Origin of the sequence: Lactiplantibacillus sp. B652 (assembly GCF_023806745.1) — a bacterium.
Classification (GTDB): Bacteria; Bacillota; Bacilli; order Lactobacillales; family Lactobacillaceae; genus Lactiplantibacillus; species Lactiplantibacillus pentosus.
Genome location: NZ_JAMSKY010000001.1, coordinates 73,941 through 87,503 on the forward strand (window position 1 = coordinate 73,941; position 13,563 = coordinate 87,503).

The window sequence follows — 13,563 nt, forward strand, 5'->3', positions numbered from 1 at the left end:
GACCGTTTTATTCAAACGTCCCGCTGGCACTGTCTTCCTTGGTCACGTTACCACTATCGGGATAGTAGCGATACGTGTCAGTGACGGTCTTAGAAGCCGAACTAGACGACTCATCCGCCGCATACACTGCGGTGATCTGGTAATAATCACTCGTCTGCTTAGTGATATTGAACTCTGTATCTGAAGCAAATGTGACCCCAGCGGCATCCTGAAATTGCTTGATGATGGCCGAAGTCGTTAACGTCGACGAAGAACTGCTCGACGTGCTACTATCTGACGAACTCGTGGCAGTCGATGAAGACGAACTGGTACTGTCCGTACTGCTCGTTGCTGAATTTGAATCAGATGAACTGGACGACGAACTTGAACTAACAACGGTGGAACTCTCACTACCGGAACTCGTTGATTGCGACGCCTCATAATTCATAATGGCTTGTTTCATTGCCAAAGCTTTCTTCTGTAATTCTTTGATGACCGGATGGGAGTCTGAGACCCGATCCAGCTTATCAATATTGGCCTTCGCAGTGGCCAAATCATGAACACTCAAATCATCGCGGGCGGCATTATAATAACCATTAGCTTGCTTGACAGCTTGATACTGCTTGACTAACTTCTGACGCGCAGCAATAAAGCTGGCATCAGTGGTGCCGTCATAGCTACTTAATGTCTCAAAATAGCCCTTAGCTAAACTCAATTGGTTATTTTCAAGCGCTTCTTCGGCTTCTTGATAATACTTTAAGCCCGTTGCGAGATTTTTGACCGCCGCATTCGGATTAGCAGCACTGGCTAACGTCTTCCGAGCAGCGGCGATTTTTGTTTGCGAAATTTGCTGATCAGCTTTGGTTAAAACGGCCGTTGTACTATTATTAGTAGCGGTCGTGGCCGAACTTGCGGTTACGCCTCCGGTATTTTTGGCACAGCCTGATAGTGTGATGAGTCCAATCAGAACCATCAGAATCAGTGGCCAAGACGATCGATAGGCATGATCCACGGCAAACCCCTCCTTTTTATCATCCCTCATTATACCATTAATCGCGATGACGTTTTTTTCAAAGCTCTGAGGTCGAGCATTACTAAACTAACCGAACTAACGCCAGCACGTAACCAGCCGTTAAAAGCAGTACCATCACGAGATTCGACCAGCGATACATGACGATCAGCGCCAGGTACTCTCGAAACATCGCGAATGGCAAGTAATATAGCGGCGTCCGGGCCCCAATACCCGTCAAGTTCAGGTGGAGCTGACGGGCAAAAATATTGGCTCTGAGTACGTGATAGCCACTCGTAACGATGACCGCGCGATAAAACGGATCAGTGCGGACGAGCAGTGCGTGCGAAAACTTCAGATTTTCAATCGTGGACGTCGACCGGTTCTCCTCTTGAATCGCATCACGCGGAATTCCCGTAGCGACCAGGTAGCGCCGCATCGCGGTACTTTCGGCCATCACCTCATCATCCCCCTGACCACCAGAAACGACGATGGTAATTGGTTGGTGGTAGCGGCTCCGTTGCGCGTGGTAGTACTTAGCCGCGGCCTGCAACCGGAAAGCTAAGGTCCGAGTCGGTTGGCCATTGGGCATCAAGCCAGCGCCCAAAACAATGATGTGGTCGATCTGACGCCGCCGTCCCATCCGAGTCGTCACACATGCGACCAGATAGGCGATAAAGCTAAAGGCGAAATACGCCGTCAATAGCAATGCTAAGCCCAAGAGTTGCCAGACGCGCGGCACTTGCCACAGCCAAAAGTTCAGACCGGATAGCACTAACATCAACAGCAGGATCACTCCCACGATTGCGAGCAAACTGTAGTGTAGCGCCCAGCCCTCCTTGCGAATCAGCCGATAACTATAGCGCACGAAACTGATAGCCACGATTAGAATCACGACTGGCAGGAGCGTGTACGCCAACACCTTCGCCCCAACTAGCATGAATTGCCACGCGGGGCTAGCCTGGGCACTAAACTCCTTGTAAACGCTTAATAAAATACCGATAATGGCCAGTAAGAATAAATGGCCGGTCAACCAGTGACGGCGGTCCGTCAATTGCAACGTCAGCGCACTGACGAAGGCTAAACTGCCCCAATAAAATGGTGTCATGGCAACCACCCCCTATCTATCCATTGTACCCATTTTGCGCCAACTTACCAGTTATTTACAGGTGGTGAACACGCATCATTGTCTTGAATCATGTGTCAATTCTTAAGTTCAAAAGCAGCCAGCTGAGGCCCGCTGGAAACAAAGCGAATTAGCGTAAATCTTCTGCGATAGACGCGCCCTAAGCCGGCCTCCAGGCATTCTGGGCAATGGCCGGAACGTGGTGGACACAGATTTAAGCCGACAACCCGCGTCTTAAATACTGGTCTTTCACTAACCAAGCACAAGACGCTTGCTAAGTGAAATATCACCACTGGGCCTTGCCCAGAATACCTTCCAGCCGGGGATAGTATTCGAAAGGCAGATATTTGCGGACTCAACTATTTGGTAAACTGGTCGTTGGTTCCTAACAGAGGGTATCTTGAAATTCAACTTTAAGACGAGTTTCTAATAATTTTCCAGCTATCATATGCATATTTTGATGCTAAGTATCATTAGTTTCACTGGACATCACCAGAGTTTTCTCTAGTTAATTGCGACTACAAAGTCTTGAATCAGACTCAAATGGCAACATTACGTCTAACTGTAAATTATAAACCCAATTGAGCCAGCCAATAATCTTCTCAGTATTTGACTGACATAAAGCATTATCAATTCTGATTTAAAGTTTCCCTGAAGACTCAGTTTCCTAATATTCAGTGGTCAATTGTACCCAGATAGGTGGCTGTTCATCCGCCATTCGAACGGCTTCCCGACTGTCCGGACTGCCGGACAATGCGCAGTAGCCAAATTATTCTTAGCTGGAAGTGAGGTTCTTCCGGCTTAGAATAAGACTCATATTTGAAATTGCGCAGCGGTCTTCTACGTGAGTTCAAATCGGCTGCGCTCCAGCAATTGTCAGCCGGCTCCGGAAGTCGGATTAGGGCGATCAATGCGGACGAACAGCAAACCAACTAACCCGCACACAACGCGTAATCATCATTTCCGCCCACAGTCCTCAGAATCTAAATAGTCGCTCCAAGAACAATTCATTCTTGAAGCGACTATTTAGAGAGCAATTTATATTTAACGCATTAATTTTCTTCGTTATGGAACCGATTCTTAAATAATGGGCTAACTGGTTTATTTTCGTGGATAAACTTGATCGCTTGACCCATTAATTGACCAACTGAAACTTCTTCGATCTTGTCGATACGTTTTGAAGCTGGCAATTCGATTGAGTCAGTCACAACTAACTTCTTAATTGGTGACTTTTCGATCCGTTCGATGGCTGGACCAGAAAGTACAGGGTGGGTACAACTTGCGTAAACTTCCGTTGCACCAGCATCAACTAAGGCCTGTGCACCTAACGTGATCGTCCCGGCCGTATCGATCATATCATCGATCATGATGGCCCGTTTGCCCTTAACATCACCAATGATGTTCATGACTTCAGCAACATTCGCCCGTGGACGCCGCTTGTCGATAATGGCAATTGGGGCCTTCAGGAATTCAGCCAATTTACGTGCCCGAGTCACACCACCGTGGTCAGGTGAAACGACCACAGCATTCTCATCTAAGTGGTGGTTCAGGAAGTAGTCAGCTAACAGTGGCGCACCCATCAAATGGTCCAATGGGATATCGAAGAAGCCTTGGATTTGAGCAGCATGCAAGTCAAGTGCTAAAATCCGGGTTGCACCGGCCGTTTCCAGCATGTTGGCAACTAACTTAGCGGTAATTGGTTCACGAGAACGTGCCTTCCGGTCTTGCCGTGCGTACCCATAGTAAGGAATAACCACGTTAATGGTCTTAGCACTGGCCCGCCGAAGCGCGTCAATCATAATCAATAATTCCATCAAATTATCATTAACAGGAGCGGAAGTTGACTGAATGATGTAAACTTGATCACCACGAATACTTTCCTCAATGTTAATGCGAATTTCGCCATCACTAAAGCGATCGACCGAAGTCTTACCTAATTTGACCCCAACGGCGTCCGCGATTTTTTCTGCCAATGGTTTATTTGAATTCAAAGCAAAAATTTTTAACTTTGGATCAAAATACTGTTCTGACATAATTTCCTCCATTCGAAAATTTATTACTTACTAAATAATAGGCATTTTGCTAGTGAAAATCAAGTCCCAACAACGGCGCAAAAATGCGTGAGACTGGGCTGGAAGCACGACTTTCGCCGATTGACGCCCCTTCACAACTAAAGATTAAAGTTTCGTGAGCGCCATTTCTAGCCCTTCAGTACCTCATGAAGCCGAAATGGTACCGCTATCAGCTATAGTTGATAGAAACAACTAGTTCTCGATAATAACTCAGACCAAATTGACGCACCGATTATCGATGGTGGTCCAGATAGTTGACGACATCTCGGCCCAGGCGCTGCATGCCCTGATATTGTTGTTCTTGTTGGCCATTTTGCGCCATAACGACGATACTATACGTCCCATGCTTGGTTTTAAAAATCGCCGCATCATTTTGAACGCCCTTATCCGGATACTCACCGGTCTTGTTATAGACAGTCGCATGCTTGACTAAGGCGGGCAGCTTACTGTGATTACGGCAGCCCTTCAATAGCGTCAGCATCTGCTTATCATAAGTCTTGCCTAACAACTTGTGCCGGTAAACGCGGGTCAAAAAACGCGTCAAGTCACCGACTGAAGTGTAATTATCACGACCCTGTTCAAGTGCAGCCGTGTCTAACATGTGTCGTTGTAGTACCGTGTGCCGAAATTTGAACTGCTTAATCGTTTTATTGATTGGTTTGAACCCGCCGGCGCGGTCGATCAAACGATTCGCCGCGGCGTTATCTGAATTGTGAATCATCAACTGCAAGTCACGCCGATCCTGTTGCGTAAGCCGCAACTTTTTCTGTTGTACCTGCCGATAAATCGTGAGCATCACGAAGACTTTGATCGTGCTTGCAGACCGTTGCCGTGTCACCCGTTGATTACCAGTTCTCACCGTCAGTCCCCGTTTCTGGCCTAAACGAGTCACTTTAACTGACCACCGGCCGCCCAGTGGCTGTAAGTCGCGTTTGACCAGTCGTTTGACGGCTGCCCGTTCATGTTTAAGCGACGTCGCTTGAGCAGTCACCGCCCAGTTCAAGCCACCGAGTAGCACCAGCCCACAGATGAGTCCCCGCAACCACCGTTTCATTTGCATTCCTTCGCCTCCAAATCACGCTCGTATCACGTTTCCACGCTAATTATACCAACTTTTACGAGAAATGGACACGCACTCACCATCAATATTTTTATACGAAAAAGAGCCATTCAAGCACCATCGTGTGAATGACTCTTACTATCGATATCAATAAATTTATTTCGACCGCCGCTTGCGTTAGGGCTTACCCCTCACCGCTACACAGTCGTGATATTACATGTTTTCTGGTTCGTGTGGTAACCGGCTCCAGAAGTCCGGCTTGTTGGTCTGACGGGCCCGGGCAATCGCCATGTCATGGAAGTTGACATCGTCGGTGATCGTCGAACCGGCCGCGATAAACGAATGGTCCGCCACTTCGACCGGCGCAATGATGTTGGAATTGCTACCGATGAAAGCTGAGTCGCCGACATTGGTATGATGCTTGTTGACGCCATCGTAGTTGACGAAGACGACCCCACAACCAACGTTAATATCTTGACCTAACGTTGCATCACCCACATAGGTCAAATGACCAACCTTAGTCCGTGCACCGATTTGGGCCTTTTTAACTTCAACAAAGTTCCCTAAATGTACGTGTTCGCCGATTTCAGCTTGTGGCCGTAAATGACTGTATGGGCCAATATTACTATCAGCATGCATGATCGAATCTTCGAGGAAGGAGGCCGTAACCCGAACCCGATCTTCGATGACCATATCATGAATCTCAGAATGAGCACCGATAAAGCAATCTTCACCAATCGTCGTCTTGCCCTTAATCAGGACACCTGGTTCCACGATGGTATCCGCACCAATCTTAACGCCAGCATCGATGTAGGTGTCTTCAGGATTGATAATTGAAACGCCATTTTCCATATGCTGTTCGTTGATGCGCCGTTGCATGACCTTCGTTGCTTGTGCCAATGCGGCGCGAGTATTGACCCCCATGGATTCGTCAAAGTCATCCATCTGGTAAGCGGCAACCACGTCACCCTGGTTCTTCATGATCTGAATCACATCCGTCAGGTAATATTCACCCTGCGCATTGTCATTCGTCACTTGATGTAAGGCGGCAAACAGCTTCTTATTATCGAAGCAGTAGACCCCCGTGTTGATTTCGCGAATTTCTTGTTCTTCCTTAGTAGCATCTTTTTGTTCAACAATCTTTTCAACGATGCCTAACCGGTTACGAACGACCCGGCCATAGCCTTGAGGGTTTGGGGCTTGTGATGTCAAAATCGTCCCAGCAGCGCCCTTGGCTTGATGATATTCAAATAATTCTTCAAAAGTTTCAGCTTTAAATAGCGGCGTATCACCACTAACGATCAGCGTCATCCCGTCGGCGTCCTTCAACAATGGTTCAGCCTGTAAGACGGCGTGTCCCGTTCCGAGTTGTTCCGCTTGAACGGCATATTCAGTCCGGTCGCCCAAGGCTGCTTCAACGTCTTTGGCACCGTGACCCACGACCGTGACGATGTTGGCCATGTGTGTGGCTTCAACTTGGGTCAAGACGTGGTCGACCATTGATTTACCACATACCTGATGTAAAACTTTGACTAGCTTGGATTTCATCCGGGTCCCTTTACCGGCGGCCATGATGATTGCATTTTTGGTTGTCATTACAAATTTCTCCTTAGTCCTCAGATAAGTCAATCATATCAAAAAAACGCTTGGGATAACATACTCGGCTAGGCTTCCGCACCGAAAACTTTTTCCAAATAATTCCCCGGAATGACCTTGATGGCCTTGTCACTATCACTCACGTTGGTCACTCGTAATAACGACGTGTAGTCATCGATTAAACGATTGCCGACGAAACTTGCTTCAGCAAAAACAGTGATACCAATCAAATTAGCGTCAAATTCTTCAATCAGCGTCTTCATCCCGTTGATCGTGCCGCCGCCCTTCATGAAATCATCCACGATGAGCACATTGGCGCCTTCCGTCAAACTCCGCTTAGAAAGTTCCATTTTCTTGATTCGTTCTGAAGAACCAGAGACATAGTTCACGCTCACTGTGGAGCCTTCGGTAATCTTAGAGTCATTACGTACGATGACGAATGGCACGTTGAGATAAGTTGCGACACTTTGTGCAATCGGAATTCCCTTGGTTGCCACCGTCATCACGGCATCGATCCTTTGATTCAAATATTGAGTCGCAATGACCCGGCCAACTTGGCGTAAAATATCGGGTTGCCCCAAAATATCTGACAGGTAGACGTAACCCCCAGGTAAGACCCGGCTCTTGTCCGCCACCTTAGTCGTCATTTCTTCAATAAATGTCTGCGCTTCTTCCTTTAAAATATATGGGATGAAGCGGGCGCCCCCAGCAGCACCGGGAATGGTCTCCAAGATTCCTGTTCCCCGGGCCTGAAAAACCTTCTTTAAGATCGTTAAATCTTCACTGATCGACGACTTTGCGGATGCGTACCGTTCCGCGAAGTATGTCAATGAAACTAATGTATGGGGACGTTCCAACAAATAACGCGTCATATCAATCAAACGTTCGCTTCTACGTACTTTCATATCTTCCACCTCAACCTAAATCATCATTTTTAAAGTCTATGCAAAATGATAACACAAACGTTCGGAAATAGGCTAACTTTTTAACATTTTTTTACTAAACCATCGGAATTTCTTAATAAGATTGCCAATTATCTTGTCTGTACAGCTCAGATTTGGCGAATTCGAGAACAATAAGTTTGGGCGACTTAATGGCGTGTGCCAGGAAGATCCATCGTTTATACGACGTAGAGGCGCAAAAAGGTTCGATTGGGTGGCCTCTGTTTACACCTAAAAAGCCCAGAACGTGTAATTTTGGAATCGTTCTGAGCTTTCAAGCACTTTATTTTATTGGCTTCTGCTTATTGAATCGTTGTCGTCCCCAAACAAACAATAGGATATAGACGACAGTACTTACCAAATTACCGACTAAACTGGTTATCAGTTCTCGAACGCCTTCGCCCAGTACTAGTGCAAAGGCTAACCGTACAATAAAGTAGCCAGCTGGTATGATACTACCAACTAAATTCGATTTGTTGCGTTTTCCCAGTAACTAACTCCAGACTCCTAAGCCCAGCGTAATAACCATTACTAACACACCAATAGTTGCACTAATTAACAACGATACCCCCTACTAATCTTGATGTTTTTCCTTAAGATGACTTCATACCGATGATAGCGTCACTTTTCAATCTTCAGCCGTTTGTTCAACCTAACTATCCGAAATTAAGGTTTTTATCTAAGCTGAAGCTCAGATAAAGTATTATTTTACAATATAAACTTCAAAAATCCTTGGCTTACCACCAACCATAATCCTGACAACATCCTTTTCCCAAAAAGGTAAAACATCATCCGTAAAACTTTCAATTACTATTTCTTTTGCCCTGAGATCCTTATTCAAAAAAGACTCGTAATCATCTATGATTACACCAATCCTATGGTTAGGAATCCAACTCAAATCAGTCATCCAATCTAAATAAGCGTCAAAGCCCGCATAGTCCGGCATTTTAAATTCTTTTCCCATAAAATTCAAATATTGTCGAGCGGTGTGAATCTTATCACCAGGAACTTCAACGACAAAATAGTCCAAAGCCTTCAAATCTTTTTTCAAAGACGAAAGTTTGTTTTTATCGACATAAGAAATGGTGTTTTTTTTCATTGTTATTACCTCATTTAACTTTCACAAAAGAAGCATAGTGATTACTCGTATAATATACATGCCCTTTGCTATCTATCAAAAAACGTTCCGCATCTCGAGATTTATTCGGTACCAATAAATCCATCTAGATTTTGTCAGACTTGTCAATTCAATTAGTAAGTTTATACCTTACCAGCCCAATTTTTTTATTTTAGGATAGGGTGTAACCACAATTCCGTAATATTTCCATCATCATCAATTCCCATTATAGTGCCTGGAAAAAATTCCACATAACTACTTTTAAGAGAGTTATTTTCTCCCCCAAATCTAAGCCAACCGTTGCTTATATCGTAATCAGTTTTCCATGAGTTTGCATCAGTTATCCTCTTGCTATCACCAGGATTTATGTCTTCATCCAAAACAACTTTACCTTGATGGGCTTTCGGAGGTATCAATATACTCGATTTCCAATTAAAATTATGATGAAATCCCCAAACTTGCGTAGACTCACTGTTCTCCGAATCAAAACCAATATATATATATCCCACTATATCAGAATTTACACTTGGTTCTGACACAAACTCATGTGAGCTTTCTAGATAAATCAGCTTTCCAAAATTATTAATTTTTGATTCAATGACTTCAAACATGTATTTTCCTTTCTACTCAGTAAAATTGAAATGTACAATTTTATTTGTATCTAAATCTACTACCAGCTCCCAAAAGCCTTGATTAACTAGATTATTGTTTAAGAATAGGTTGAGCGCCCGCCCTCCAAAGATGCTAGCAGTTTTGCTCCAGTTTTCCTGCATTTGTTCCACTCACTAGTATCTTTAAGCGCTTCTTTACACCAAAGTGCCTTATTCTTACTCATATCATCTAATCTTTCATCAATACTCAGGAATTGCTGATACTGTTTTGTAGTTATCCAAGTATTTTCAAATAATTCCTTTGCATAATTTAATGTAATATCAGAAAAATCAGAAGCTAGTTCATCAGCAACCGAAAAACCTTTTAATTGTTTGATCTGATCCTCTGGAGACATTGAAAATTCTTGAAGATTCTCGATAACCCTGTCATATAACATTGTCAACTTTTCTACATCTTCAGTCATCATTTCACAACCTTCCCATTCGTATAAATCCTAATAATTCCATGTTCTGGAGAAGAAACTTCATAATAAGGTGAATCGCCATGGTGACCACCACCAGGGTGATAAAAGTTTCCCCCTCATTTACCAAACCCGAATCACCAAAAATTTTTCCGACTGTATTCGTCTCAGTATTCTGCAGCATTAAATTTCTCGTGGCAACAGCATCATCTATTGGTAATATCTTATGCACCATATTTACTCCTCTATATTTTGATAGAAGATCTTTGTTTGCTATATCGTTAAACAGATTTAATATCCACTGCCCTCATCAGCCTCAAAAATTTGAATCCAACTTAACTAATAGAAATATTGTGAGTTTATTCATCTTGAAAATCTATCGAAAAAATCTTTCCAAAAATCACAGACAATTTTACACTTCCATTATGATAAAAATATAGTTGGTTTTCGTTTCTTTTCAATTCGGAAATATTGTCTAATTCAATAGACAGTATGTTCTCATCTTTGTAGCTCAAAAAAACATTACATTTCATTTCATACGTGTATATGAACAACATCAATTTGAAATCACTTATTTCTCTTCTGTATAAAACTTCTCCATCATCTATTTCGCCCGTTAAGCTTTCAGATTCTGACCAGAATAATTCTAACAAATCCAAATCATTATATTTTGTAAGCATTTTCATTACTCTCCTATCACAAACGGGAAGTTATAACACAAACAAAAAACTAGCCGTCCCCCAAATTCCCAATGAATTCCAGAAACGACTAGTAACATTTTAACGTATCACAGCGACCTGCTTAAATTCCGCAGATTGCCCGTTTTTAATCTCATATCACCGAACAAAAACAGCCCAACTAGCTTCCGACCCGGAGCCGCTGATAGACCAGCGCAGCAAAGTAGAACAAGCATTCGATGGCCGCGATGAAGAAGCTGACGGGCAGGTTCGTGATGTAACTTAAGTACAAGCCCAACCAGACGCCAATCAGTGCAAAACTGATTGCGAGGAAGATCATCTTGCTGACGGTGTGCACGAAGTAACGCGCCGCCGCAGCGGGTAACGTCAATAGGATGAAAATCAGCAGTGACCCCACGATTTGGGCGGCAACGCTGACGCTCATTGCAACGAGGACTAAGAAGACCACTGAGATGCCGGTCGTCCATAAGCCGCTCACCCGGGCACCAATCGCATCGAATGAATCAAATTTGAGTGGCCGGTACAAGCCCAACATCACGAGTAAGACGATGGCCGACAAGATTGCGACCCGAATGACATCCGCGCTAGCAATCCCAATCACACTCCCAAATAGAATGCTCGTCGCATAGCTCGAGGTCTGATTAGATAGCGACAGGAATAGGATGCCTAAACCGATAAACAGTGCGGAAATCGCAGAAATCGAGGCTTCGCGCCGTGATTGTTTCACACTCATCTGCCCCACGATGACCGAGCTGATGACGGTAAAAATCAACATCCCACTCAGTGCCGTCCAGCCCATGAAAATCCCGAAAGCCGCTCCGGCAAAGCCGATTTCAGACAGCGTGTGGGTTAAGAATGATAGGTTTCGGGCAATCACAAAGACCCCGATCGTCCCACAAATAATCGCAATAAATGTCCCAGCCAAGTAGGCGTTGCGCATGAAGACTAAACTAAACATTGACATTCGTGACCTCCTTGAGCTGTTCGACCGACATATCAGCGATGTTGCCAAACTGTTGCTGGCCCGGTTTTAGCGCCAAATAATGTTTGGCATACTGCTTCGCTAATGGTAAGTCGTGCGTGACAAAGAAGACCGTAATGTGACTCGTCTGGTTTAAATTCTGGACTAGATCTAAGAGTTCGTACTTCATTTCGTTATCGAGACTGGCCGTCGATTCGTCCAAAATCAAGAGTTGTGGTTCCTGGACGATGGCTTGGGCGAGATAGGCCCGCTGCTTTTCACCACCAGAAGCCATACCAAGTGGGCGATGGCGTAACTTTTTAAGGTTGGTGACTGCTAAGGCCGTTGTGACCTGGCGATGTTCGGCCTTCGACAGCCATGGCTGCCACCCTTTCAAATTCAGGCCGACAAAATCCTCAATCGTTAGTGGATATTCTTGGTCCAAATTACGAAATTGGGGCACGTAGCCAATCTTGATGGCTTTTTTATTCGGATAATAGGTGATTTGTCCCGCCGTTGGTTTCAACATGCCGAGCAATGCCCGAATCAGGGTGGTCTTGCCGACCCCATTCTCGCCAATCACGGTCAAAAAGTCGCCTTGTTCAATTTTAAAATCTAAATCTTTAAACACCTGGTTATTTGGAAAACTAATTCCAAGGTGTTGGACGGCAATTAACGGTTCCGTCATAACACTACCCCAACTTTCTCAATTAAAGTAAATCGTAATGATTACTATTTTAGTTTACCTGAAAGCCATTATTTGTCAATAGGGCCACTGGTACTATTTCAATCGCCTGGAAAGCGGATTCATCACCGCAGCTTCAAGCTTAATTCGCAACTGACGCCCGCCACATTTTTTCAAAATAAAAAGACCTAGCTATTCTGAGCAAGGTCTGGTCATCATTATTCAATTAAAAGTCCTCACGCTAACTCAAGCCAACTTGTTCTCACAAAAATTCATCAACAACGGCTTGGTAGCGGTCAGGATGCGTGCGAATTGCTTCCACGTGGCCCGCATCTGGGTCGATGTACAACCCCTTTTGTTGTGGCAACTGGTTATACAGCGCGTGGGCGTTTCGGACGGGAACGGTCTGGTCCTTGGACCCATGAATCATCAAGATTGGCAAACCACTCGTCAATACTTGCTGTAAAATGCGGCCGTCTTTGAAGCCATAACCCGCGCGCACGTGTGCCAACTGATTTGCGACCGGCATGATTGGATAAGCCGGTAGATGGAATTTGTGGGTTAGCCGAAACTTGGCTTCATCGTACAAATCCGCATAACCACTATCCTCAACGATGGCTTTGACGTTAGCAGGCAGTGGTTCCCCGCTGGTCGCCATCACCGTGGCCGCGCCCATTGAGATTCCCATCAACACAATATCAATATCGAGGCCTAACTGGTTGAGCGCCATCGTGATCCATCGTTCATAATCTAACCGGTCCAACCAGCCATAACCAATCGTGTGGCCCTGACTGTCGCCAAATGCCCGTGCGTCCGGCATCAGCACATCATAGCCCAGGCTCATGAAAATCCGAGCATACGGAATCATCTGTTCACGTGAATGTCCAAGACCGTGCGCTAAAATCGCCAGCCGTCCCACCGTTTTAGGGTTAGGAATATAAGTTGCCGCTAAGTTAAGGCCGTCAAATGACTGAATCATCCACTGTTGCTTCGGTTGTTTCAAATACCAGAAATTTTCAATCTCCGTATTTTCAGCATGCGACCGTTCCTGCCCTTTCTGCTTCTGAGCATCACTCACATGCATGGCAAACTTGTACGCCACTAACCCGCCAAACAACGTTCCTGCATAGGTTGCGGCACCCACGACACCTGCTAGCTTTAATCCGAATTTCGTCGACTGCTTCATCCCAACACCTCCGTTACCTTTTATTTAAGCATAATCTAGCCAAAATTGCTTTGAAAATTGC

At 44.9% G+C, this 13,563-nt stretch carries 14 protein-coding genes and 1 pseudogene; all 15 read right to left on the bottom strand.

What is annotated here, in order from left to right; translation table 11 throughout:
* Window positions 1-7 precede the first annotated feature (7 nt).
* Window positions 8-991: a hypothetical protein gene (locus tag MZO40_RS00280; protein ID WP_122217708.1), complete on the bottom strand. Its 984-nt coding sequence runs from the start codon at window positions 989-991 to the stop codon at window positions 8-10.
* An 82-nt stretch (window positions 992-1,073) separates the two neighbouring features.
* Window positions 1,074-2,096, bottom strand: coding sequence for a YdcF family protein (locus MZO40_RS00285; protein ID WP_252133033.1), 1,023 nt, complete (start codon window positions 2,094-2,096; stop codon window positions 1,074-1,076).
* A gap of 1,070 nt (window positions 2,097-3,166) precedes the next feature.
* Complete coding sequence (locus tag MZO40_RS00290; RefSeq protein ID WP_003637652.1) at window positions 3,167-4,147, bottom strand: ribose-phosphate diphosphokinase; 981 nt, start codon at window positions 4,145-4,147, stop codon at window positions 3,167-3,169.
* A 271-nt stretch (window positions 4,148-4,418) separates the two neighbouring features.
* On the bottom strand, window positions 4,419-5,246 hold the full coding sequence (locus tag MZO40_RS00295; RefSeq protein ID WP_101872782.1) for a serine hydrolase: 828 nt from the start codon (window positions 5,244-5,246) through the stop codon (window positions 4,419-4,421).
* Between the two features lie 213 nt (window positions 5,247-5,459).
* Complete coding sequence (gene glmU, locus MZO40_RS00300; protein WP_105961204.1) at window positions 5,460-6,842, bottom strand: bifunctional UDP-N-acetylglucosamine diphosphorylase/glucosamine-1-phosphate N-acetyltransferase GlmU; 1,383 nt, start codon at window positions 6,840-6,842, stop codon at window positions 5,460-5,462.
* 68 nt (window positions 6,843-6,910) lie between these two features.
* A complete protein-coding gene (gene purR, locus MZO40_RS00305) occupies window positions 6,911-7,747 on the bottom strand; it encodes a pur operon repressor (protein ID WP_252133034.1) in 837 nt (278 codons plus the stop codon).
* A gap of 319 nt (window positions 7,748-8,066) precedes the next feature.
* A pseudogene (locus tag MZO40_RS00310) lies at window positions 8,067-8,312 on the bottom strand (hypothetical protein).
* A gap of 174 nt (window positions 8,313-8,486) precedes the next feature.
* Window positions 8,487-8,882 (bottom strand): barstar family protein, encoded by a 396-nt coding sequence (locus MZO40_RS00315; RefSeq protein WP_105922232.1) that lies wholly within the window; start codon window positions 8,880-8,882, stop codon window positions 8,487-8,489.
* Window positions 8,883-9,067: 185 nt separating this feature from the next.
* Window positions 9,068-9,511, bottom strand: a complete 444-nt coding sequence (locus tag MZO40_RS00320) for a hypothetical protein (RefSeq protein WP_105961203.1) — start codon at window positions 9,509-9,511, stop codon at window positions 9,068-9,070.
* A 98-nt stretch (window positions 9,512-9,609) separates the two neighbouring features.
* On the bottom strand, window positions 9,610-9,978 hold the full coding sequence (locus MZO40_RS00325) for a hypothetical protein (protein ID WP_252133035.1): 369 nt from the start codon (window positions 9,976-9,978) through the stop codon (window positions 9,610-9,612).
* 1 nt (window position 9,979) lies between these two features.
* Window positions 9,980-10,204, bottom strand: coding sequence for a hypothetical protein (locus tag MZO40_RS00330; protein WP_252133036.1), 225 nt, complete (start codon window positions 10,202-10,204; stop codon window positions 9,980-9,982).
* A gap of 127 nt (window positions 10,205-10,331) precedes the next feature.
* The gene (locus tag MZO40_RS00335; protein WP_105961201.1) at window positions 10,332-10,652 is read right to left on the bottom strand and encodes a hypothetical protein; all 321 of its coding nucleotides are present in this window, start codon (window positions 10,650-10,652) and stop codon (window positions 10,332-10,334) included.
* A 178-nt stretch (window positions 10,653-10,830) separates the two neighbouring features.
* On the bottom strand, window positions 10,831-11,628 hold the full coding sequence (locus tag MZO40_RS00340; RefSeq protein WP_033618651.1) for a metal ABC transporter permease: 798 nt from the start codon (window positions 11,626-11,628) through the stop codon (window positions 10,831-10,833).
* Window positions 11,621-12,319, bottom strand: a complete 699-nt coding sequence (locus MZO40_RS00345) for a metal ABC transporter ATP-binding protein (RefSeq protein WP_021336944.1) — start codon at window positions 12,317-12,319, stop codon at window positions 11,621-11,623. The genes MZO40_RS00340 and MZO40_RS00345 overlap by 8 nt, the downstream gene beginning before the upstream one ends.
* A 259-nt stretch (window positions 12,320-12,578) precedes the next feature.
* A complete protein-coding gene (locus MZO40_RS00350; protein WP_252133037.1) occupies window positions 12,579-13,502 on the bottom strand; it encodes an alpha/beta hydrolase in 924 nt (307 codons plus the stop codon).
* Between the last annotated feature and the right edge of the window lie 61 nt (window positions 13,503-13,563).

What these genes read in the sequence shown, in the direction of transcription:
- purR (WP_252133034.1), bottom strand. Translation starts at nt 7,747, where the DNA reads ATGAAAGTACGTAGAAGCGAACGTTTGATTGATATGACGCGTTATTTG.
- MZO40_RS00295 (WP_101872782.1), bottom strand. Translation starts at nt 5,246, where the DNA reads ATGCAAATGAAACGGTGGTTGCGGGGACTCATCTGTGGGCTGGTGCTA.
- MZO40_RS00290 (WP_003637652.1), bottom strand. Translation starts at nt 4,147, where the DNA reads ATGTCAGAACAGTATTTTGATCCAAAGTTAAAAATTTTTGCTTTGAAT.
- MZO40_RS00285 (WP_252133033.1), bottom strand. Translation starts at nt 2,096, where the DNA reads ATGACACCATTTTATTGGGGCAGTTTAGCCTTCGTCAGTGCGCTGACG.
- MZO40_RS00340 (WP_033618651.1), bottom strand. Translation starts at nt 11,628, where the DNA reads ATGTTTAGTTTAGTCTTCATGCGCAACGCCTACTTGGCTGGGACATTT.
- glmU (WP_105961204.1), bottom strand. Translation starts at nt 6,842, where the DNA reads ATGACAACCAAAAATGCAATCATCATGGCCGCCGGTAAAGGGACCCGG.
- MZO40_RS00325 (WP_252133035.1), bottom strand. Translation starts at nt 9,978, where the DNA reads ATGATGACTGAAGATGTAGAAAAGTTGACAATGTTATATGACAGGGTT.
- MZO40_RS00335 (WP_105961201.1), bottom strand. Translation starts at nt 10,652, where the DNA reads ATGCTTACAAAATATAATGATTTGGATTTGTTAGAATTATTCTGGTCA.
- MZO40_RS00320 (WP_105961203.1), bottom strand. Translation starts at nt 9,511, where the DNA reads ATGTTTGAAGTCATTGAATCAAAAATTAATAATTTTGGAAAGCTGATT.
- MZO40_RS00345 (WP_021336944.1), bottom strand. Translation starts at nt 12,319, where the DNA reads ATGACGGAACCGTTAATTGCCGTCCAACACCTTGGAATTAGTTTTCCA.
- MZO40_RS00315 (WP_105922232.1), bottom strand. Translation starts at nt 8,882, where the DNA reads ATGAAAAAAAACACCATTTCTTATGTCGATAAAAACAAACTTTCGTCT.
- MZO40_RS00350 (WP_252133037.1), bottom strand. Translation starts at nt 13,502, where the DNA reads ATGAAGCAGTCGACGAAATTCGGATTAAAGCTAGCAGGTGTCGTGGGT.